This window comes from Mitsuaria sp. MSU3D (assembly GCF_056867975.1).
Genome location: NZ_CP200314.1, coordinates 4,851,696 through 4,874,406 on the forward strand (window position 1 = coordinate 4,851,696; position 22,711 = coordinate 4,874,406).

A 22,711-nucleotide genomic window follows, 5' to 3' on the forward strand; every position below is an offset into this window, starting at 1 on the left:
CAGTAATTCGTAAATCATTGGATCTACGAACATTTTCCATATTCATCAAATTGAATCGATAAATTCACTGTTGCTGTCCGCATACGAATCTTCTCAAGCTCTTAACACCAGACAAACGGTCAATAAACGTTTAGGGCGACCAACGACCGAAACCCCGCAGTTTGAAATCCGACATTTCAATGCGAGTTAAGCGTTCGTAAATTCCGAAACTGTGGCGCAGGTACGACCGAACCGTCACCAAACGGTAAGGAGAAACCCGCAAAAACAGGCCGTTTCGGCGCGCACGGCTCCAAATTCGCGCGCTTTACGAACAGGCACCTATGACCTCTGGCAATTCGTCAGCACACTTTTGTCAGGCCTCGCGATGCGGGGCCGTTTCAATTCCGGCTCGCCGCACCCACGAGGAGGGCGGGCGCTCTCCCTAGAGGTGCATATGTACAAGCTGAACGCGGTGAGCCTGGCAGTCGCCGCCACCCTCGCGGCCGCGTCCTTCCCGACGCTGGCGCAGAGCGACAACTCCACGCTGGAGAAGGTCGTGGTCACGGGGTCGGCGATCAAGCGCATCGACGCCGAAACCGCCGTCCCCGTGACCGTGGTCAAGATGGACGACCTGCGCAAGTCGGGCGTGACGTCGGTCGAACAGATCATGGCCAACCTGACCTCGGTCCAGTCGTCGACGAACACGGCCCAGTCGATCGGTTCCAGCAGCGGCGGCGCGAGCTTCGCCGACATGCGCGGCATCGGTGCCGACAAGACCCTGGTGCTGCTGAACGGCCAGCGGATCGCGAACAACGCGGTGGACGGCTCCGCACCCGACCTGAACATGATCCCATTCGCGGCCATCGACCGCATCGAAGTGCTGCGGGACGGCGCCTCGTCGCTGTACGGCACCGACGCCATCGGCGGCGTGATCAACTTCATCACCAAGTCGAGCTACCAGGGCGTCACCATCACCGGCGGCTATGACTCGCCGCAGCACGCCGGCGGCAAGACCCGCAGCGTGAACGCCGGCTTCGGCTACGGCGATCTGGAGACGCAAGGCTTCAACGTCTTCGGCTTCGCCAGCTACAAGAAGACGGACAACATCTCCGGCTCGCAGCGCGACTTCAACAAGCGCGTCGTCGGCGGCCTGTCGTACAGCACGGATCCGGCGAACTACACGCAGGACTTCGAGCATTACTACAACCCGACGCTGCCGGACTGCTCCGGCACGCAGGTCAAGAACGTCAACGGCGAGTGCCGCATCGTCACCCCGGCCTTCGTCGACTTCCAGCCCAAGACCGAGGTGTACTCGGGCATGCTCAAGGGCTCGCTGGCGGTCAACAAGGACCTGACGCTGGGTGCCGAGGTCTTCGCCACCCGCAGCAAGGTCACGACGCTGGTCGCGCCGGTGCCTTACGGCGGCTACTACATCAATCCGGGCACGGCGTACTACCCGACCGGCAACACCAACATCAGCGGCACCTTCGACGACGGCAGCGCCGGCGCGCCGGCGTTCGCGCCGACCAGCGCGTTCCCCAACCCGGTGAACGTGCAGCCGGGCTTCGTCTACGTGCTGTGGCGCGACTTCCCGAACGGCTCGCGCGCCCAGATGAACCAGAACGACCAGCAGCGCCTGCTGCTGACCGCTGAAGGTGCGACGCTGGGCTGGGACTACTCGGTCGCGACCTCGTACAACCACAACAAGGTGCAGCAGTTCCTGACCGGTGGCTACGGCGATGGAGACATGATCGGCGAAGGCCTGCTGGAAGGGATCATCAACCCCTTCGGTGCCCAGACCGCCGCCGGCACGAAGCTGCTGCAGGACGCCGCCCTGAACGGCAAGCTCCAGCACGCCATCGGCGAGGTCTACGACGTCAACGCCCACGCCAGCCGCGAGTTCGGCGACTGGTTCGGCGCCGGCCGCTCGACGCAGCTCGCGCTGGGCGTCGAAGCCCGCTACGAGAAGTTCAAGTCGGTCGCCGAGCCCGACTTCGCGTCGAAGGTGGAAGTGTCGACCGGCGTCGCGCCGGACTCGCACGCCGAAGGCTCCCGCAAGGTCTACGCGCTGTACGGCGAGTTGAACCTGCCCGTGCTCAAGACCCTGGACATCACCGGCTCGCTGCGCTACGACAAGTACAGCGACTTCGGCAGCAGCACCAACCCCAAGCTGAGCTTCCGCTTCCAGCCGATCAAGGAAGTGCTGTTCCGCGGTTCCGCCTCGACGGGCTTCCGCGCGCCGACGCTGTATGAGCTGTACGGCAACCCGGCCTTCACGAACACCGCCGGCAACTACGCCAACCCGATCACCTGCCCGGACGGCACGACCGGCTCGCAGTGCTCGGCGCAGTTCCAGGTGCTGAACTCGGGCAACCCGAACCTGCGTCCTGAAAAGTCGCAGAGCCAGACCCTGGGCGTCGTGGTCCAGCCGGCCAACAACCTGAGCGTGGGCGTGGACTTCTGGTCCGTGCGGCTGAAGGACTCGATCGGCGCGATCCCGCAGTTCGCGCTGTTCAACAACTACGCCAACTACCCGCAGCTGCAGCAGTACTTCCACCCGACCGGCACGGGCCAGCTGTCGGTGATCAGCAACTGCCCGAGCGCGCAGTGCGGCTACGTCGACCAGACCCTGCAGAACCTCGGCAAGGTCCGCACCAACGGCCTGGACTTCAGCACCCAGTACCGCCTGTCGTCGCAGATCGGCGCCTTCGACTTCGCGCTGAACAGCACCTACGTCAACAAGTACGAGTTCCAGGACTTCAAGAACGGTTACTGGGTCTCGGCCGTGGGTCAGTACGGCGAGTCGGGTCCGGTCTTCCGCTGGCAGCACAACTTCGCGACGAACTGGCACTACAACGACTTCGGCGGCGGCTTCGTCGTCCGCTACAAGTCGGGTTATGTCGACTTCGACCCGAAGGCCCATCCGTTCGTCCCGTCGTACACGACGACCGACGTCTACGGCACGTGGTCGCCGGCGAAGGCCCTGTCGCTGACCGTGGGCGTGCGCAACCTGTTCGACCGCGATCCGCCGTTCACCAACCAGACCGACCTGTTCCAGGCCGGCGGCTGGGACTCGCGTTACGCCGACGCGACGGGCCGCGCGTACTACATCCGCGCCACCTACAACTACTGATCGCCGGCGAGGCCGGGACGCTTCGGCGTTCCGGCGTCCCGCGCCAGTGGCACGAAACGAGAGGGATCCCCCTCTCGTTTTTTTTCGTCCGTGCCCAGCCACGGCGCGACGGGTGGGAATCGCCGGTCCCGGCGGGTCGGCAGGCTCCCTAGAATGGGCGGTTCCTCGTCTCCGTTCGAAGCGCCCACATGTCCGTCGAGTCTCCCGCGGGTCTGCCCGCCGCCTGCCAGATCCTCATCATCGGCGCCGGCCCCGCCGGCAGCGCGGCGGCGCGCTGGCTGGCCAAGGCGGGCGTGGACGTGGTGTTCGTCGACCAGCAGCCGCTGGGTCGCGACAAGGTCTGCGGCGACGGGCTGATCCCGGACGCGCACAAGGCGCTCGACCGCCTGGGCCTGCTGGACCGCGTGATGGCCAGGGCGCAGCGCTCGGCGCACGTGGGTTGCATCGGCCCGCGCGGCGGCCGGATCGACGTGCCGGGTCACCTCGCGGTGCTGCCGCGCAAGCAGCTCGACGAGATCCTGAACCTCGGCGCGCAGGAGGCCGGTGCGCGATTCCTGGCGCCGGCCCGCTTCGAAGCGGCGCTGGAAGACGATCAAGGCCGCGTGCGCGGCGCGCGGCTCACCATCGACGGCCAGCCCCACGAGATCGCCGCCGACTGGGTGATCCTGGCCACCGGCGCCGTGCCCAAGGCCCTCACGGCCGCCGGCATGTGCGAACGCCACACCCCCAGCGGCGTCGCGCTGCGCGGCTACGTGCGCGCGCCCTCGATGGTCGGCGAGATCAAGGCGCTGGAGGTGGTCTGGTGCAAGCCGGTGCAGCCGGGTTACGGCTGGATCTTCCCGGCGCCGGACGGCAGCTTCAACATCGGCGTCGGCGTGACCGACAGCCACAAGGACATGGCCGGCAAGGGGCAGAAGAAGGACGTGAACCTGCGCGCCATCTTCGATGCCTTCGTCGAGCACTACCCGCCCGCGAAACGGCTGATGGCCGAGGGCGAACTGATCGGCGAGCTCAAGGGCGCGCCGCTGCGCTGCACGCTCAACGGCGCGCGCTGGACACGGCCCGGCCTGCTGGTCACCGGGGAGGCGGCGGGCTCGACCTACTCGTTCACCGGCGAGGGCATCGGCAAAGCGATGGAGACCGGCCTGCTGGCCGCGGAGGCCATCCTGGCGCACCGGGCCGGAACGACGGCCGCCGCAGTCGACGTCCAGGTCCGCGAGCAGTACGAGCAGGGCCTGCGCGCACTGCAGCCGAAGTACGACCTCTATGAGCGCGGCAACCGCGTGAACCGCTTCCCTTGGCTGGCGGACCTGCTGATCTGGCGCGCGCAGAAGAGCCCGCGCCTGCTGAAGCGGATGAGCGGCGTGCTCAACGAGACCAGCAATCCCGGCAACCTGGTGAGCCTGAAGGGGCTCACGCGGCTGTTCCTCGAATGAGATTCGGCAAGTCGCCTAGGATGAGCGCCGCGACCTGAGCCTGGAGAGACCGCGATGTGCCAGCTGATGGGCATGAACGCCCGCCGACCGACCGATGTGATGTTCAGCTTCGCCGGCTTGGCGACGCGGGCGCACGAGCACAAGGACGGCTTCGGCATCGCGTTCTTCGAGGGCCGCGGGCTGCGGCATTTCGTCGACCACCACAGCGCGCGGGTCTCGCCGCTGGCGGAGCTGGTCAAGACCTACCCGATCCGCAGCGACGTCGTCATCGCGCACATCCGCAAGGCGACGCAGGGCGTCGTGTCGCTGGAGAACACGCACCCGTTCGTGCGCGAACTGTGGGGCCGCTACTGGGTGTTCGCGCACAACGGCGACCTGAAGGGCTTCACGCCTCGTCTGCATGCGGCGTTCAAGCCGGTCGGGCAGACCGACAGCGAGCAGGCCTTCTGCTGGCTGATGCAGGAACTGGCCAAGGCGCACGCCGACATGCCGGCGATCGAGGAGCTGAACCACACGCTGCGCGAGCTGCTGCCGCGCCTCAACGGCCACGGCACCTTCAACATGCTGCTGTCCAACGGCCAGGCGCTCTGGGCGCACGGCTCGACGAAGCTGCATTACCTGCTGCGCCGGCCGCCGTTCGGCCACGTCACGCTGCAGGACGAGGATGTGAGCGTCGACCTGGCCGCCAAGACCACCGAGGACGACCGCATCGCGATCGTCGCCACCGAGCCGCTCACGCGCGACGAGGCCTGGCTCCCCATCGAGCCCGGCACGCTGAAGGTCTTCGTCGGCGGCGAGCCCTTCTGCTAGCCGTGGCGGCCGGTGCCCCGTGAAGCGAATGCCGAGCGTGAGGAGGCGATTGAGCGGAACGGGGCACCGGCCGCCACGGCGTTCGCTCGGTCGCAGTCGGCCAACCCTCGCAGTCGGCCAACCGTCGCTGCCGACCGCCATTCGCCGCATCCGGAGACGCTTGCCGGACCCCTCGCCTAGACTCGCCCCATGACTTCGCCCAGCGCTCCCGCCGACGCGGTCCCTGACGCCAAGCCGCCCGTGGCGGCTGGCACCGCGGCACCGACCGCCACGGCAACGGCCTCATCGGCCGACGCCGGCACCGTCCAGGTCGACTGGACCCAGTGGTTGTTCCCGGGCCCGCGGCGCACGTTCAGCGAGGCGGAGATCGAACGCTCCGGCCTGAAGCGGTGGTCCACCGCCATCGACAGCTACGTGATGAGCAACGTGCTGGTGCTGGGGCTGGTCTTCTACACGATGCTGCCGCGCGAGCTGGCGCATGTGATCCTGATCGGCGGCCTGGCGATGGCGTCGGTGGGACTGGCAGTCGCGCGCTGGCTGTGGCGCCAGCCGACCCGCACCCGCTTCAACGGCGCGACGCTCGCGCTGAGCGTGCTGATGGTGCTGTTCACGCTGGGCATGGTGAAGGCGGGCTTCCGCGAGGAAGCCCGCGACCTGCTGCCCTTCGTGGCCGGCGGGATGACGCTGACGGTCTCGTCCTGGTGGTTCCTGACGCTGTACCGGACGCAGCAGCTGGGCGCGCGGCTCGCGGAGCTCGACGCCCAGGACGAGCGCATCGCGATGGCGCAGCGGCTGGCGACGGCGCAGATCCAGCCGCATTTCCTCTTCAACACGCTCGCGTCGCTGCAGCACTGGGTCGACACGCGCGACGACCGCGCCGGACCGATGCTGCGCTCGCTGACGCGATATCTGCGGGCGACGCTGCCGATGTTCGAGCAGGACCGGCTGCCGCTGGAGCAGGAGCTCCAGATCGTGCGCAGCTACCTGGACATCATGCAGGCGCGGCTGGGGCAGCGATTGAGCTGGTCGCTGGACACCGACGAGACGGCGCAGGCCGCGATCACCCGCACGAGCCTGCCGCCGGGCACGCTGCTGACGCTGGCGGAGAACGCGATCACGCACGGCATCGAGCCCAGCCTGCGCGGCGGGCACATCGCCGTGCGGGTGAAGGCGGCGGACGGGCACCTGCGCCTGGAGGTGCAGGATGGTGGCCAGGGTCTGCCGCCAGGGGCGTGCGAGGGTCTGGGGCTCGCCAACACGCGGGAGCGGCTCCGCGCCCAGTTCGGCGCCCGCGCCGCGCTGGGCCTGGAGTCGGGTTCGGCAGAAGCGCCCGGGTGCCTCGCGTGGGTCGAGGTGCCGACCGCCTGACGGTCGCAGGATCGGCGGCCGCCGTCGGGACAGTCCGAAGGACACATCGAAGACCTCATCGGTCACATCGGGGAGACAACACGCATGACGACAAAGATCCGCACCCTGATCGCGGACGACGAGGAAGGCCCGCGCGAGCAGCTGCGCGCCGCGCTGGCCCGGCTGGCGCCGGAGATCGAGATCGTGGCGGCGAGCGTCAACGGCTGCGACGCCTGGGACGACTGCCTCGAACATGAGCCGCACCTCTGCTTCCTGGACATCCGCATGCCGGGCATGTCCGGCCTGGAGGTCGGACAGCGCCTGTCACAGCTGGCGGAGCCGCCGCAGGTCGTGTTCGTCACGGCCTATGGTGACCACGCGCTCTCGGCCTTCGAGGCGGGCGCGGTCGACTACGTGTTGAAGCCGGTCGAGGATGCGCGGCTCGAGCAATGCCTCCAGCGACTGCGACAGCGGCAGGCCTCCAACGGCACGGCCTCCGATGACGACAGATCGAACGACGGCGAGGACAGACGCGCGACCCCGGCGGCGATGCCCGCGCCCACGCTGGAACTGCTGCGCCAGCTGCTGCCCGCGCAGCGGCCCTCGATGCGCCCCATCCAGGCCAGCCAGGGCCGCGAGATCCAGCTGATCGCCCCCGACGACATCCTGTTCTTCCAGAGCGACAGCCGCTACACCCGCGTCGTGCATCGCGACGGCGAGGCCTGGATCCGCACCGCGCTCAAGGAACTGCTGAGCGACCTCGACCCGGGCGTGTTCTGGCAGGTCCACCGCTCGGTGCTGGTCAACAGCCGCTTCATCACCAGCGCGACGCGAGTCGACGAGAACACGATGCAGCTCTCGCTGAAGGGCTGCGTGGAGAAGCTGCCGGTATCGCGGCAGTTCCAGGGCTTGTTCAAGGGCCAGTGATGCGGGATCGCCGCACGCGACGAGGCCTCCAGGCAACGACGCTGCTGACGATGGCCCTGCTCGCCGCCGGCGCGGCACAGGCGCGCGTGACGCGCATCGTCGTCGACGAGGTGTCGCCGCTGATCGGCGAGCAGCGCGGCTACGAGCAGATCCGCGGACGCGCGTTCGGCGAGCTCGATCCGGCCGATCCGCACAACGCGGTGATCACCGATCTGAAGCTGGGCGCCGATGCCGACGGCCTCGTGCGCTACGAGACGAACTGGGTGCTCACCCGGCCCGTCGGTCGAAAGCCTTCGAGCGGCTTCCTGTGGCACGACGTGCCCAATCGCGGTGGCGACGTCCGGCTGCAGCCCGGGGAACTCGCCGCCGGCGACATCGGCCTGCGCAGCGGCTGGCAGGCCGACAACGCGGGCAACACCGGCGTGCCGCGCACGCGGCCTGAAGCGGCCCGCAACCACTACGTCCGCGTGCCGATCGCGCGCATCGACGGCAAGCCGGTGACCGGCAGCGTGATGGCGCGCATCGTCAACCGCAGCGGGCCGGACTCGCAGCCGTTGATGGTGCAGGGCAACCCGATGCCCTACCTGCCGGTCTCGCTGGACACGACGGGCGCCACGCTGACGGTCCACACGAAGGAGACCGTCGACGGCCGCATCACGACGGCCGGAACCGTCGACCCGAAGGACTGGGCCTTCGCCCGCTGCGATCGCGGACAAGCTTTCCCCGGCACGCCCATCGACATCGATCCGGCGCGCGCGCCGGCCAACCTGCCGATCCACGTCTGCCTGCGCAATGGCTTCGAAGCGGACAAGGTCTACCAGCTCGTCTACACGGCCGGCAACGCCTACGTGCTGGGCGTGGGGATGGCGGCGTTCCGCGACGTCGGGGCCTTCTTCCGCCACGCGAAGGCGGATGACGCCGGCACGCCCAACCCGATCGCCGGCCAGGTGCGGGGCAGCGCGATCCGGGGTGTCTCGCAATCGGGGAACATGGTCCGGCAGTTCCTGTTCATGGGCCTGAACCAGGACGAGGCCGGCCGCCAGGTCCACGACGGCGCGTGGGCCATCATCGCGGGACGGCGCGTCGCGGCGAACGCGCGCTGGGCGCAGCCGGACGGCGTGCTGGAGCTTTTCCAGATGGGCAGCGAAGGGCCGCAATGGTGGGTCGACTGGGCCGACAAGGCGCGGGGCCTGCCCGCGAAGGGATTGCTGACCCGGTGTACCGCGAGCAGGACCTGCCCGAAGGTGTTCGAGCACTTCGGCGCCGCCGAGGTCTACGCGTTGAAGCTGTCGCTGGCATGGGTGGGATCGTCGGCGGATACCGACATCCCGCTCGCGCGGAACGTGCGCCGCTATTACGTCGCCGGCAGCCCGCATGGCGGCGGGGCTGGCGGCTTCCGTCACGAGGCGGAGAGCACGTCGTTCAGCTGTCCGGGCAATCACTTCGGGCAGGCGACGCTGGCGCCCAATCCGGTGCCGCATCGCGAGCTGCGCAACGTGTTGAGCGCGGCGATGCGCGATTGGGTGCTCAAGGGCACGTCGCCGCCGCCGAGTCGCTATCCGACGCTGGCCCGCGGCGAGCTCGCCGATCCGACGCGCGCGGCGATGGGCTTCCCGCGCGGCGTGCCGGGCATTCCTGAGCGCGTGTTCCTGCCGGAGAACTTCATCTTCCCCGTCTTCGATTACGACTGGGGTCCTGGCTTCGATCGCGTCGAAGCGTCAGGCGTGCCGGACCAGATCCCGCCGAAGATCAAACGCGTGCTGCCGGCGAAGGTGCCGCGCGTCGATGCCGATGGCAACGAGGTCGGCGGCGTACCGACGGTGCTGACGATGGCACCGCTGGGGACTTACCTCGGCTGGAACATCACCGGCAACGGCCTCCATGCCGGGCAGGTCTGCAACTACGCCGGCGGCTATGTGCCGTTCGCGCGCACGCGCGCGGAGCGCGAGGCCAAGGGAGACCCGCGCTTGTCGCTGGAAGAGCGCTACCGCGATCACGCAGGCTACGTCGCCGCCGTGAAAGCGGCCGCAGAAAAAGCATCGGCGGAAGGATTTCTCCTGTCCGCCGATCGCGATCGTCTGCTCAAGGAAGCCTCCGAGAGCGAGGTGCTGCGCTGACTCAGCGCATCGCCGTCGGTGCAGGCGCCTCGGCGTCGATGCCGCCCGCCAGCGCCTTGTAGACGCCGACCAGCGAGGTCGCCGCCGCCGTCTGCGATTGCGCCAGCTGGTTGCGTGCGGTGAGCAGTTCGCGCTCGGCGTCGAGCACGGCGAGGAAGTCGCTGATGCCGACCTTGAAGCGTTCGCGTGCGATGTTGGCTGCGCGCTCCGCCGACACCGCCGCATCGAACAGCGCCTGCGCCTGCTGCTGGCTGCGGTTGTAGGTCACCAGCGCGCCTTCGGTCTCTTCCAGCGCGGCGAGCACGGTGCGCTCGTAGCTGATGAAGGCCGCCTCGTTGCGCGCGTCCGCCGCAGCGATCTGAGCGCGGATGCGACCGAAGTCGATCAGGTTCCACACCAGCTGCGCGCCGAGGTTGTAGGCGTACGCCGGACCATCGCCCAGGTCGCCGATGCGCGAGGCGTTCTGGCCGATCGTGCCGCCCAGCGTGATGCGCGGGAACATCGACGAACGCGCCACGCCGACACGCGCTGCAGCCGCGGCCGCCTGCGCTTCTGCAGCGCGGACGTCCGGGCGACGACGCAGCAGGTCCTCAGGGGTGCCGATGCGGTCCAGCGCGATCGTCTTCAGGCCCGGCAAGGGCTTGACGTCGGACAGCTCCACGTCGAGCGCCGTCGGCGGCTGACCCGTCAGCACCGCGAGGCGGTAGCGCGTGCGCGCCAGCGCCATCTCCAGCGCGGGAATCGTGGCCGCTGTGCTTTGCACCAGCGCGCGGGCGCGTTCGGTGTCGAAGCCGTTGCCGCGGCCCGCTTCCTGGCGACCGGCCACCAGCTTCAGCGCGCCCTGCTGCGTCTCCAGCGATTGCTGGGCGACGCGCAGTTGCTCCTGCAGACCGCGCAGCTCGAAGTAGTTGCGCGCCACTTCCGCCGCGACGCTGACCTGCGCCGAACGCAGGCCGGCCTCGCCGGCCAGGAGCTCGGCCGCGGTGGCTCGTCGCTCGTCGGACAGGCGACCGAACAGGTCCGCCTCCCAGCGCACGTCGAAGCCGACGGAGAACGCGTTGCTGCTCTGCGGATTGCCTTGGTAGTCCGGCGCACGGGCGCGGCCGGCCCCGGCCGTCAGGTCGACGGTCGGGAACAGCTGCGCATCGGCGAAGCGCGATAGCGCCCGCGCTTCGCGCAGGTTGGCTGAAGCGATGCGCAGGTCCGTGTTGGCCTGCAGCGCGCGGTTCACCAGCGAGTCCAGCCCGCTGTCGTTGAAGCCTTGCCAGAAGCGTCCCACCGGCGCCTGCGCCAGCGTGGCGCCGTCACCTTGCGGTGCGTTGGCGAAGCCATTCGCCAGAGGCACCTCGGACTTCTTCGGCGCGGGGGCCGTCGAGCAGCCCGTGAGCGCCACCGTCGCGGCCGCCGCAGCGGCCATCAGAGAGACTCGGAAGAACATCATGCGCCCCCCTTGGTCGGGTTGCCCTTGGGCGTGTCGGCGTCGTCGACGCCCGGATGGAACGGATGGGCGGCCGCATCGATCTGATGACGCAGCTCGACCGCATGGGCGCGCTTCTTCTCGGTGCTCTTGCGCAGCAGCGCGTAGAAGACCGGCGTCAGGAAGATGCCGAACAGCGTCACGCCGACCATGCCGGAGAACACCGCGATGCCCATCGCGCGACGCATCTCGCTGCCGGCACCGGAGCCCAGAATCAGCGGGATCACGCCCGCGCAGAACGCGATGGAGGTCATCAGGATGGGACGCAGCCGCATGCGGCAGGCGTGGATGATGGCGTCGTGCAGCGCTTCGCCGCGTTCCTCGAGTTCCTTGGCGAACTCGACGATCAGGATCGCGTTCTTGCACGCCAGCCCGACCAGCACCACCAGCGCCACCTGCGAGAAGATGTTGAGATCCCCGGCCTGCGCGAACGGTGGGAAGTGCGACAGCCACACGCCGAAGAGCGCGGACAGGATGCACATCGGCACGATCAGGATGATGGCCAGTGGCAGCGACCAGCTTTCATACTGGGCCGCGAGGACCAGCACCACCAGCAGCACCGAGATCGCCAGCACGGCGCCCAGCGTCGGGATCGAGAAGCCGCCGACCTTGATGTCGCGCGTCAGCCGGTCCTGGTAGGTCAGCTCCGTCCACTCGTAGGTCATGCCGCGCGGCAGGTTCTTCAGGCGCTGCTCGATCTCCGCCTCGGCCTGGCCGCTGGAGAAACCGGGCTTGGCCGCGCCGTTGATGTCCGCGCTCGGGAAACCGTTGTAGCGCGTCACGCGCGTCGGTCCGAAGGTCGGATCGACGTTCATCAGCGCGCCCAGCGGCACCATCTCGTTCTTCTCGTTGCGCGTCTTCAGGTCGGTGATGCTGCCGGCGTTGGAACGGAAGGGTGCGTCCGCCTGCACGATGACCTGATACGTCTTGCCGAAGCGGCTGAAGTCGTTGACGTACAGCGAGCCGAGGTTGATCTGCAGCGTGTCGTAGATGTCCTGCAGCTTCACGCCCATCTGCTTGGCCTTGACCCGGTCGACGTGGGCGAAGAGCTGCGGCACGTTGATGTCGTAGGTCGAGTACGGCGTGCCGATGCCGCTCTTCGGGTCGCCGTAGATCGGACCCAGCGTGCCCCAGACGGCGCCGTAGAGCGCCTGCTCGCCGAGGCCGGAGCGGTCCTGCACCTGCACCTTGAAGCCGCCCGCGTTGCCCAGGCCGTCCACCGCCGGCGGCGGCACGACGAACATGCGCGCGCCCTGGATCTGCTGGATCGCGCCGTTGACCTTGCCCAGGATCGCGTCCTTGGACTTGTCGGCGGAGGTCCGGTTCTCGAATTCGTCCAGGCCGAAGAACACGATGCCTTCGTTGGGCGCGGCCGAGAAGCCGGCGATCGACAGGCCCGGGAAGGCGATCGAGTCACGGATGCCGGGCACCTTCAGCGCGATGTCGCTCATGCGCCGGATGACCTCTTCGGTGCGGTCCAGCGTGGCGCCGGCCGGCAGCTGCGCGATGCCGATCAGGTACTGCTTGTCCGGCGCCGGCACGAAGCCCGACGGGATGCGCGTGAACAGCAGCGCGGTCAGGCCCAGCAGGATCGCGTAGACGACCAGCGCGCCGCCCTTGCGCTTCAGGATGCCGGTGACGCCGCGGCTGTAGCCTTCGCTGCGGCGCTGGAAGAAGCAGTTGAACCAGTGGAAGAACCGGCCGAACAGCTTGTCCATCACCTTCATGATCGGGTCCTTGGGCGCGTCGTGCGGACGCAGCAGCAAGGCCGCCATGGCGGGCGACAGGGTCAGCGAGTTGAACGCCGAGATCACCGTCGAGATCGCGATCGTGACCGCGAACTGGCGATAGAACTGGCCCGACAGGCCCGGCACGAAGGTCAGCGGGATGAACACCGCGCACAGCACCAGCGCGATCGCGATGATGGGTCCGGAGACCTCCTGCATCGCCTTGATCGTCGCGGCATGCGGCGTGAGGCCGTCCTCGAGGTTGCGCTCGACGTTCTCGACGACCACGATCGCATCGTCGACGACGATGCCGATGGCGAGCACCAGCCCGAACAGCGTCAGCGTGTTGATCGAGTAGCCCAGCAGCAGCAGCACCGCGAACGTGCCCACGATGGACACCGGCACGGCCAGCAGCGGGATGATCGACGCACGCCAGGTCTGCAGGAAGATGATCACCACCAGCACGACCAGCAGCACGGCCTCGATCAGGGTGTGGATGACCTTCTCGATGGACGTGGCGACGAAGCGCGTCGGGTCGTAGACGATGTCGTAGCTGACGCCGGCGGGGAAGCTGGTCTTCAGGCGCTCCATCGTCGCGCGCACATCCTTGGAGATGTTCAGCGCGTTGGACTGCGGGGCCTGGAAGATGCCGATACCGACCGCTTCCTTGTTGTTCAGCAGGCTGCGCAGCGCGTAGGTGCCGGGGCCCATCTCGACACGGCCCACGTCGCGCACGCGCACCAGCCCGCCGGTGGCGGTGTCGGTGCGGATGATGACGTCGGCGAATTCCTCCTCGGTGACGAGGCGGCCCTGCGTGTTGATCTGCAGCTGGAAGTCGGTGCCCTTGGGCGCCGGCGGCGCGCCGACGACACCGGCCGCCACCTGCGTGTTCTGCTCACGGATGGCGTTGGTGACGTCGGAGGCGGTCAGGCCGCGACCGGCCAGCTTGGCCGGGTCCAGCCAGACGCGCATCGCGTAGTCGCCGGAGCCGAAGACCTGCACCGAGCCCATGCCCTGCACGCGCAGCAGCTCGTCGCGGACCTGCAGCTGCGCGTAGTTGCGCAGGTACAGCGCGTCGCGGCTGTTGTCCGGGCTGACCATGTGGACGACCATGGTCAGGTTGGGACTGGACTTCTCGGTCGTCACGCCGATCTGCCGGACGATGTCGGGCAGGCGCGGCAGCGCGCGGTTGATGCGGTTCTGGACCGCCGTTTCCGCGGCTTCCGGGTTGGTGCCGATCTTGAAGGTGACCGTCAGCGTCATGCCGCCGTCGGCGGTGGCCTGGCTGTCGAAGTACAGGACGTTTTCCAGCCCGTTGATCTGTTCCTCGAGCGGCGTGGCCACCGTCTCGGAGATCACGCGCGGATTGGCGCCGGGGAACTGGGCGCGCACGACGACCTGCGGCGGCGCGACCTCGGGGTACTCGGAGATGGGCAGCCGGAAGATCGCCAGCAGGCCCACCAGGAAGATGAAGATCGAGAGGACCGACGCAAAGCGCGGCCGCTCGATGAAGAAGCGTGAGATATCCATGGACGGCCTCGCGTCGGGTTACTTCGACGACGCGGCAGGAGCGGCGGGGGCGGCGCCTTGCGGCGCGGCGACGGGGCGTCCCTTGTCGTCGAGCTTGGCCTGCTGCGGCGTGACCGGCGCGCCGGGCATCACATGCTGGAGGCCGTCGATGATCACGAGCTCGCCGGGCTTGACGCCCTGGACCACGCGGTAGCCGTCGAACAGGGCGCCGGCCACGACCGGACGCGGCGCCACGATGTTGTTGGCGCCGACCACCATCACGACCTTGTTGGCCTGGTCGGTGCCGATGGCGCGGTCGGGGATCAGCGTGGCGGTGTAGGAGCCGGAACCTTCCAGCCTGACGCGCGCGAACAGGCCCGGGGTGAAGAGCCCGTCCTTGTTGTCGAACACGGCACGGCCGCGGATGGTGGCGGTGGCCGGATTCAGGCGGTTGTCGACGAAGTCCATGCGGCCCTCGTGCGGGTAGCCCTGCTCGTTGGCCAGGCCGAGACGGATCCTGTTGGCCTGCTCGCGCTTGGCGCCACCGGCGCGGGCGGCGGCGGCGTACTTCAGGAAGGTGGCCTCGCTGGCGTCGAAGTAGGCGTAGACCTTGTCGCTGGAGACGACGGTGGTCAGCACCGGCTCGCCGACATTGACGAGGTTGCCGGGCGTCACGTTGGCGCGCGAGCTGCGGCCGGCGACCGGGGCGCGGACCTGCGTGAACTCGACGTTCAACTTCGCCTGGGTGACGGCGGCTTCGGCGGCGCGGATGTTGGCCTCGTTGTTGCGGACGGCGGCCTTGAGCTGGTCGATCTCCTGCTGGCTGACGCCCTGGATGGCGACGAGCTTCTCGGCGCGGCCCAGGTCGGACTTGCTCAGGTCGGCGGCGGTGCGGGCGGCGGCGGCCTGCGCCTCGGCGCGGGCGAGCTCGGCCTGGAACGGACGCGGGTCGATGGTGAAGAGCGGGTCGCCCTTCTTGACGACCTGGCCTTCGCGGAAGTGGACCTTGTCGAGTGTTCCGGCGACACGGGCGCGGATCTCGACGGTGTCGGGCGCTTCCAGGCGCGCGGTGAATTCATCGAAGTCCTGGACTTCGCGCGAGATCGCCGGGGCGACCGTCACGGGCGGAGGGCCGCCATGCTGTTGTTGTTGATCCTGTTGTCCACAGGCGGTCAGCAGCAGCGCCACGAAGGCACCGGCGACGGCGTTGCGATTGAAAGAAGGTCCAGCCATGCATCACTCCCGAAAGCGCCCGCAGCATCTGTTGCACCGCAGCGTGCGGCGGAATGTACGCGGTACACGAATCACCGACCAGTGCCTGGGGCAATACCTGCCCCTAGGCTGGAGGGCATACATCAACCTGATTGACTGCCTGGGCAAGGTTGTGAGCAAGTCTCGCGGGAGACACTGCCGGAAAACGTCAGGAGGCTGGGGGTTCGGAGGATTGGGCAAGGACGCCGGACTGAACCAGATTGGTGCTTCGGTCGGCCGGTCATCCCTTCGCGCGCCGCCTCACGGGCAACAAAAAACCCGGGCATGGCCCGGGTTCTTCCTGGTGAGTCCATGAGGACCCTGGCGCATTGCTCAATGCACGCCGTGCATCAGCTTCTTCATCACCGGGCTGAGCAGCATCAGCAGCACGCCGGCGCCCGCGGGGACGATGGTGAAGATGAGGAAGAAGGTGGACATCGAGTACGTCGACGAGATCGCGTCGATGTACGAGCCCGTCATGCCGGCGATCTTGTTGGCGATCGCCGCGTTGACGAACCAGACCCCGAACATCAGGCCCAGCAGACGCGCCGGCGCCAGCTTGGAGATGTAGGACAGGCCGACCGGCGACAGGCAGAGCTCGCCCATCGTGTGCAGCAGGTAGGCCAGCGTCAGGAAGATCATGCTGACCTGCGCCGTCTTCGCGCCCGCCGGGATGCCCGACGCGCCATACGACAGCGCCGCGAAGCCCAGGCCCAGCAGCACCAGGCCGACGCCGAACTTCACCGGACCGCTCGGGTTCCAGCGACGTTCCCACATCTTGCTGAACATCGGCGCCAGGATCACCAGGAAGAAGGAGTTCAGGACCCCGAACCAGGTGGCCGGAATCTCGGATTGCTCCATCTGGAACTCGCGGCCCAGCATCCACAGCGACAGGCCCCAGATCACCGCCAGCGCCAGCGCCAGCAGGGCGTTGGACAGCTTGTAGAGGCCCTCGGTGCTGCGGCCCAGCTTGACCAGCAGCCAGCTCAGGATCGCCACCGGGATCAGCGTCATCAGCGAGTTGACGATCTTGAAGATCAGCCCGCTCGTGCCCACCAGCGCGCGGTCGGTGTAGTCCGCAGCGAAGATGGTCATCGATCCGCCGGCCTGCTCGAAGGCGAACCAGAAGAAGATCGTGAAGAACGAGAACACGCCGATCGCGATCAGCCGGTCGCGCACGATGTGCGCGGGCGTGTCGTCCAGCGGCTCGCTCGCGTCCACCAGCGGCGCGTCCTTGCCCGGCGCACCGCCGATGTCGCCGAAGATGCCCTGCGCCAGCCAGAACTGCAGCGCGCCCAGGATCATGAACACCGCCGCCAGGCCGAAGCCGTAGTGCCAGCCGATCTTCTCGCCGATGTAGCCGCACAGCGAGATGCCGAAGAAGGCGCCCGCGTTCACGCCCATGTAGAACAGCGTGTAGCCGCCGTCGCGCTGGCCCTCGTTGTCCTTGTTGTAGAGCTGGCCGACGATCGCCGAGATGTTCGGCTTGAACAGGCCGGTGCCCAGGATCACCAGACCCAGGCCGACGTAGAAGGTCGCCTTGGTGTCGAAGAACAGCGCGATGTGGCCCGCCGCGATGATGAAGCCGCCCAGCACCACCGAGCGCCGCGTGCCGAGGAACCGGTCCGCGATGTAGCCGCCGATGATCGGCGTCAGGTACACGAGCATCGTGTACGTGCCGTAGAGGCTCGTCGCCTCCTCGCGCGTCCAGCCCCAACCGCCCTTGGCGGCCTCGGAGATCAGGTACAGCACGAGCAGCGCCCGCATGCCGTAGTAGGAGAACCGTTCCCACATTTCGGTGAAGAACAGGACGAACAGGCTGTTGGGCTGGCCGAGGATGGTCTGCCGCGCTCCGGGAGTTTGAATTGTGTTCAAACGACGCTCCGTGATGGATCGCTGAGGGATCAATGACCCGGCGCTCCGGGTCACGGGAAACCGCGTTCCAGGGATCAGAACGCGTTTGCCGCTGGTCCAGGCCCCGGATCGATCCGATCCCTTGGGGCCCGCCAGCGGCAGGCGGCGCCATTGTCAGCCAAAGGTCAGCTGGAACCGGCCCGTCCGCACTAGGGCTCACCCTAGGTAGGGATGGCCGTCAGGGGCGCTCTTCGCGCAGCAGCCGCAAGCCGTTGAGCACCACCAGCAGGCTCGCGCCCGCGTCGGCCAGCACCGCCAGCCATAGGGACCCGATGCCCGCGAGCGTCAACGCCGCCACGATCGCCTTCAGCCCCAGCGCGACGACGATGTTCTGCTTCAACACCGTCGCGACGCGCTCGGACAGGTCGATCAGCTCGGGCAGCTTGCGCAGGTCGTCCTGCATCAGCGCGATGTCGGCGGTCTCCAGCGCGGTCGCGCTGCCGGCGGCGCCCATCGCGATCGCGATGTCGGCGCGGGCCAGCGCCGGCGCGTCGTTGACGCCGTCGCCGATCATCGCGACCGGTCCCTGCTCGTCCGCGAGCGTCGCGATCGCGTCGAGCTTGTCCTGCGGCAGCAGCGGCGCGCGCACGGCGTCCTCCGGCATGCCGAGGCGGCCCGCCATCGCGACGGCGCTCGCGCGCTGGTCGCCGCTGAGCATCGTCAGCGACAGGCCGCGCGCGCGCAGCGTCTTGAGCACCTCGGCGGCCTCGGGTCTCGGCGTGTCCGACAGCGCCAGCAAGGCCAGCGTCTGCGCGCCTCGCATCAGCCAGACCAGCGTGTGGCCCTGCGCCTGGAGCGCACGGGCCGCGTTGCGAGCCTCGTCGTCGACGGCGCCGCGCTGCTCGGCCAGACGTTCGTTGCCGAGCGCGAATTCGGCGCCGTCCAGTTGCGCGGTCAGGCCCAGGCCCGGCAGGTTCTGCAGGTGATCGACCGGCTCCAGCACGGACCCCACGCGCTGCGCGTGCGCCGCGACGATCGCCTGTGCGAGCGGGTGCGTGCTGCCGGCATCGAGCCGCGCGGCCAGGTGCAGCGCCTGATCGGCGTTCACCGACGGGTACAGCGGCTGCACCGCCGCCAGTTGCGGCTTGCCTTCGGTCAGCGTGCCGGTCTTGTCGAAGGCCAGCGTCTTCAGCTGCCGGGCGCGCTCCAGGTAGAGCCCGCCCTTGATCAGGATGCCGCGCCGCGCCGCCGCGGCCAAGCCGCTGACGACCGTCACCGGCGTGGAGATCACCAGCGCGCAGGGGCACGCGATCACCAGCAGCACCAGGCCCTTGTAGATCCAGTCGCTCCAGGTCCCGAAGCCCAGCAGCGGCGGCAGCACCGCCAGCGCGACGGCCACGAGCACCACCGCCGGCGTGTAGACACGGGCGAAGCGGTCGATGAAGGCCTGCGTCGGCGCGCGCTGCGACTGGGCCTGCTGCACGGCCGCGGCCATGCGGTCGAGCAGCGTGTGGCCCTTGCCGGCGGTGACGGTCATTTCGAGCAAGCCGTCACCGTTGATGCTGCCGGCCAGCAACGCATCGCCGGGTGCCTTGTCCACCGGCATCGCCTCGCCGGTCAGGGCCGCTTCGTTCAGGCTGGAGCGGCCCGTGAGCAGGCGGCCGTCGAGCGGCACGCGTTCGCCCGGAGGGACACGAACCCGCGCGCCGATCGCCACGTCTGCCGCGGGCACCGAGGTCCAGCGACCATCGGTGCCTTGCACCTGCGCGGTCTCCGGCGCGAGCTGCGTCAACGCGCGGATCGCGTCGCGGGCGCGAGCCAGGCTCAGGCTCTCCATCATCTCGGACAGGCCGAACAGCCACACCACCATCGCCGCCTCCGGCCACTGGCCGAGCACGATCGCACCGATGACCGCGAGGCTCATCAGCAGGTGGATGTTGAGCGTCACGCTCTTCAGCGCGATCCAGCCCTTGCGCAAGGTCGGCAGACCGCCGAGCAGCATCGTCGCGACCGCCAGCGCGATCACCAGCGGACCGGACTCGTCGAAGCCGGAGAACGCCAGCGTCTCCGCCGCGATCGCGGCAACGCCGGCGATCGCCATGCGCCAGCGCAGGCTGGTCGAGATCGCCGGCGGCGGCACGGGCGGCGGGGCTTCGGCCTCGATGGCCTCGGCGCTCATGCCGGCCGCGCTGATCGCGGCGCGCAACGGCGCGTCGTCGGGCAGGCGGTGGTGCACGTCGAGCAGGCGGTTGATCAGGTCGAACTCCAGCGCGACCACGCCGTGCTTGCCTTGGAGTTGCTTGCGCAGCAGGCCTTCCTCGGTGGGGCAATCCATGCCGGCGATGAAGTAGCGCTGGCGTGTGGTGCCGGCCAGTTCCTCGGCGCTCGGGGCCGGAGACTTCGGCGCGGGCGCCGCGCACGATGCGCCATGCCCGTGGTCGTGGTCGTGGTCGTGGTCGTGGTCGTGACCCTGCCCGTGTCCGTGCGCATGGCCCGCGTGTCGATGAGCGGGCGTGGCGGCTGGCGCGACGAGTGCGGCTGTCGCGACGTCGGCGGCGTGACCGCAACATCCCCCGCAGGACGAGGCCGAAGACTCGGGCGCGGCGGGGCGGTGATCGTGTTCCTGATGTGCCATGGGGTCGATTGGATAGTCTGTAGCCGCTCCAAGGTCAAGCGGCTATCCTGATCGACATGCGAATCGGCGAACTGAGCAAGTCCACCGGCGTGGACATCGAAACCATCCGCTTCTACGAGAAGAGCGGCCTGCTGCCTCCGCCCGCGCGGAGCGAGAACGGCTACCGCGACTACGCCCATGAGCACCTGGAGCGTCTGGCCTTCATCCGGCACTGCCGGGCGCTGGACATGTCGCTGGCGGACGTCACGCTGCTGCTGAACAGTCTGGAGACCCGCGATCCGGAGGAGCTCGTGAAGGTCGACGTGCTGGTGGCATCGCAGCTCGGCAAGGTCCGCGCTCGGCTGCAGAGCATGCGGGCGCTGGAGGCGCAGCTCGTCGCCCTGCAGAAGCGCTGCGACGCGGACCACGACCATCACGCCTGCGGGATCCTCGAAGAGCTCGTGTCGGCGGCGCATGGCGAGGCGTGCGCCTGCCATCCGGATGAGGCGCCGACAGCGCCGCGCAGCAGCGTCGCTCGTACCTGACGCTCAGCCCGCCGACGGCAGCGCGGCCTGCACGAGCCGCTCCCGCAGCCGCGGTACCGCAAAGTCGATGAACGCCCGCAGCTTCAACGGCAGCCGGCTCTGGCTGCGCGGCGCATACATCAGATGCACCGGCCGCGGCGCGGGCTCGAAGGGCTCCAGCACGAGTCGCAGCCGACCTGCCCGGACGTCCTCGTTCACCTGGTACGACAGCACCCGCGCCAGGCCCGCGCCGGCGCGCGCGGCATCGATGGCGGCGTCGATCGTCGTCACGCTCAGGCGCGATCGGAACGTCCCGGTGCGCACCGCGCCATCCTGCCGGAACGGCCACTCGCCGTCGCTGGAGAGACTCCCGAAGGACACCACGCGGTGGCGACGCAGGTCGTCCGGCGTCTCCGGCGCCCCGTGACTGGCCAGGTAGGCGGGCGACGCGCAGAGGACGTGGCGGCACTCGCCGAGTCGCGTGGCGACCAGGCTGCTGTCCGGCAACTCGCCGATGCGCAGGGCGACGTCGATCTGGTCGTCGAGGAAATGCGTGACCCGGTCGGTGAACTTGAGCTCCACGGCGATTTCGGGAAAAGCATCCAGGAAGGCCATCACCGTTGGCAGCACGTGCAAGCGCCCGAACATCGTCGGCGCGGTCACGATCAACTCGCCGCGCGGCTCGGTGTACTCGCCGGCGGCGGCGCGCTCGGCCTCGTCGAGCTGGTCGAGGATCGTCCGCGCCGCCTCCACGTAGGAGCGTCCCGCGTCGGTCAGGTCCAGGCCCTTGGCCGAGCGGATCAGCAGTGACGCGCGCAGGTGCTTCTCCAGGTCGGCGACCTTGCGGCTCACGGTCGCCAGCGGCAGCCCGAGCCGCTGACTCGCCTTCGACAGGCTGCCGGCGTCCACGGCGGCGATCAGCATCGCCATTGCGTCGATTCGATCCATGCGCACTCGCGACCGGGCGTCAGCGGCCAGGCCTTCCAGTTTTCGGGAGGGTTGCTCTCGATCCTAGCGGCTTCCGCAGAAATCCGGGAATGCGGAGACTGCATCCCATGCCTTCCAAGGCGGGTCGCCGACCCGGGGAGGGCGCCAAGGACACCGCCATGAGCGCCACCAACATTGCCATCCGCCACCGCACCGCGACCGTTCTCGGTCGCCAGGTGTTCTATCGCGAGGCCGGCGACCCGACCGCCCCGACCTTGCTGCTGCTGCACGGCCTGCCGACCAGCAGCCGGATGTTCAATCCGCTGATCCCGCTGCTGGCGGACCGCTTCCACGTGATCGCGCCGGACTACATCGGCTTCGGTCACTCGGACGCGCCCAAGCGCGAGGACTTCGCGTACACCTTCGACCACCTGGCGGCGCATGTCGCCGGGCTCGTCGACGCACTCGAACTGAGCTCGTACACGCTCTACATGCAGGACTACGGCGGTCCGATCGGTTTCCGTCTCTTTCAGCAACGGCCCGAGCAGGTGAAGGGCTTCATCATCCAGAACGCCAACGCCTACCTGGACGGCGTGGGCGAGGAAGCCAAGTCGGTGTTCGGCCCGCTGTGGGCATCGCGCACGCCGGAGAGCGAAGCGCCCGCGCGCCAGCTCATCACCATGGCCGGCACGAAGTGGCACTGGCTGGTCGGCGTGAAGGACCCCGAGTTGATCGACCCGGATCACTGGATCGTCGATCAGGCGCTGCTGGACCGGCCCGGCATGCAGGACGCCAACGTCGACCTGCTGGAGAACTACAAGACCAACGTCGCGCTCTATCCGGAGTGGCAGGCCGCCTTCCGCCGCTACCGCCCGAAGACGCTGATCGTCTGGGGGAAGAACGATCCGATCTTCATCCCGCCCGGTGCGCGTGCCTACCTGAACGACCTGCCCGAGGCCAGGCTGGTCTGGCTGGACGGCGGCCACTTCGTGCTGGATGAGTTCGCCCCGCAGGTCGCAGCCGAGATCAAGGCGGTCTTCGGTTGAACCAGGGATGAACCAGGGGTGAGCCTGGGACGA

Annotated in this window: 14 protein-coding genes; 8 read left to right on the forward strand and 6 right to left on the reverse strand. The window is 68.6% G+C overall.

Annotated features, from left to right (window positions below; translation table 11 throughout):
- Positions 1–433: 433 nt before the first annotated feature.
- From AC1VNM_RS21290 to AC1VNM_RS21315, 6 genes are all read left to right on the forward strand, one after another.
- Positions 434–3,112 carry a TonB-dependent receptor plug domain-containing protein gene (locus tag AC1VNM_RS21290; protein ID WP_377159122.1) on the forward strand — a complete coding sequence of 893 codons (2,679 nt, stop codon included), beginning with the start codon at positions 434–436 and terminating at the stop codon, positions 3,110–3,112.
- 188 nt (positions 3,113–3,300) lie between these two features.
- On the forward strand, positions 3,301–4,548 hold the full coding sequence (locus AC1VNM_RS21295) for an NAD(P)/FAD-dependent oxidoreductase (protein ID WP_483108215.1): 1,248 nt from the start codon (positions 3,301–3,303) through the stop codon (positions 4,546–4,548).
- Positions 4,549–4,602: 54 nt separating this feature from the next.
- Positions 4,603–5,358, forward strand: a complete 756-nt coding sequence (locus tag AC1VNM_RS21300) for a class II glutamine amidotransferase (protein ID WP_483108216.1) — start codon at positions 4,603–4,605, stop codon at positions 5,356–5,358.
- Positions 5,359–5,547: 189 nt separating this feature from the next.
- A complete protein-coding gene (locus tag AC1VNM_RS21305) occupies positions 5,548–6,726 on the forward strand; it encodes a sensor histidine kinase (protein WP_483108217.1) in 1,179 nt (392 codons plus the stop codon).
- A gap of 84 nt (positions 6,727–6,810) precedes the next feature.
- Entirely contained in the window at positions 6,811–7,632 is an 822-nt protein-coding gene (locus AC1VNM_RS21310; RefSeq protein WP_483108218.1) for a LytR/AlgR family response regulator transcription factor, read from the forward strand.
- The gene (locus tag AC1VNM_RS21315; protein ID WP_483108219.1) at positions 7,632–9,749 is read left to right on the forward strand and encodes an alpha/beta hydrolase domain-containing protein; all 2,118 of its coding nucleotides are present in this window, start codon (positions 7,632–7,634) and stop codon (positions 9,747–9,749) included. The genes AC1VNM_RS21310 and AC1VNM_RS21315 overlap by 1 nt, the downstream gene beginning before the upstream one ends.
- Before the next feature lies 1 nt (position 9,750).
- Here the strand turns inward: AC1VNM_RS21315 and AC1VNM_RS21320 are convergent, their stop codons facing one another.
- The 5 genes from AC1VNM_RS21320 to AC1VNM_RS21340 all read right to left on the reverse strand — a co-directional run bounded on the left by AC1VNM_RS21320 (position 9,751) and on the right by AC1VNM_RS21340 (position 20,202).
- Positions 9,751–11,190, reverse strand: a complete 1,440-nt coding sequence (locus tag AC1VNM_RS21320; protein ID WP_483108220.1) for an efflux transporter outer membrane subunit — start codon at positions 11,188–11,190, stop codon at positions 9,751–9,753.
- Positions 11,187–14,483, reverse strand: coding sequence for an efflux RND transporter permease subunit (locus AC1VNM_RS21325; protein ID WP_377159115.1), 3,297 nt, complete (start codon positions 14,481–14,483; stop codon positions 11,187–11,189). Before AC1VNM_RS21325 ends, AC1VNM_RS21320 begins: the two co-directional genes overlap by 4 nt.
- An 18-nt stretch (positions 14,484–14,501) precedes the next feature.
- Positions 14,502–15,695 carry an efflux RND transporter periplasmic adaptor subunit gene (locus tag AC1VNM_RS21330; RefSeq protein ID WP_483108221.1) on the reverse strand — a complete coding sequence of 398 codons (1,194 nt, stop codon included), beginning with the start codon at positions 15,693–15,695 and terminating at the stop codon, positions 14,502–14,504.
- A 351-nt stretch (positions 15,696–16,046) separates the two neighbouring features.
- Positions 16,047–17,588 (reverse strand): peptide MFS transporter, encoded by a 1,542-nt coding sequence (locus AC1VNM_RS21335; protein ID WP_377159113.1) that lies wholly within the window; start codon positions 17,586–17,588, stop codon positions 16,047–16,049.
- A gap of 217 nt (positions 17,589–17,805) precedes the next feature.
- The gene (locus tag AC1VNM_RS21340) at positions 17,806–20,202 is read right to left on the reverse strand and encodes a heavy metal translocating P-type ATPase (RefSeq protein WP_483108222.1); all 2,397 of its coding nucleotides are present in this window, start codon (positions 20,200–20,202) and stop codon (positions 17,806–17,808) included.
- 56 nt (positions 20,203–20,258) lie between these two features.
- Here AC1VNM_RS21340 and AC1VNM_RS21345 point away from each other — a divergent pair, with 56 nt between their 5' ends.
- On the forward strand, positions 20,259–20,726 hold the full coding sequence (locus AC1VNM_RS21345) for a Cd(II)/Pb(II)-responsive transcriptional regulator (protein WP_431100771.1): 468 nt from the start codon (positions 20,259–20,261) through the stop codon (positions 20,724–20,726).
- A 3-nt stretch (positions 20,727–20,729) separates the two neighbouring features.
- Here AC1VNM_RS21345 and AC1VNM_RS21350 read toward each other — a convergent pair whose 3' ends face one another.
- Entirely contained in the window at positions 20,730–21,653 is a 924-nt protein-coding gene (locus AC1VNM_RS21350) for a LysR family transcriptional regulator (RefSeq protein ID WP_483108223.1), read from the reverse strand.
- A 158-nt stretch (positions 21,654–21,811) separates the two neighbouring features.
- Here AC1VNM_RS21350 and AC1VNM_RS21355 point away from each other — a divergent pair, with 158 nt between their 5' ends.
- Positions 21,812–22,678 carry an alpha/beta fold hydrolase gene (locus AC1VNM_RS21355; protein WP_377159109.1) on the forward strand — a complete coding sequence of 289 codons (867 nt, stop codon included), beginning with the start codon at positions 21,812–21,814 and terminating at the stop codon, positions 22,676–22,678.
- Positions 22,679–22,711: the final 33 nt, after the last annotated feature.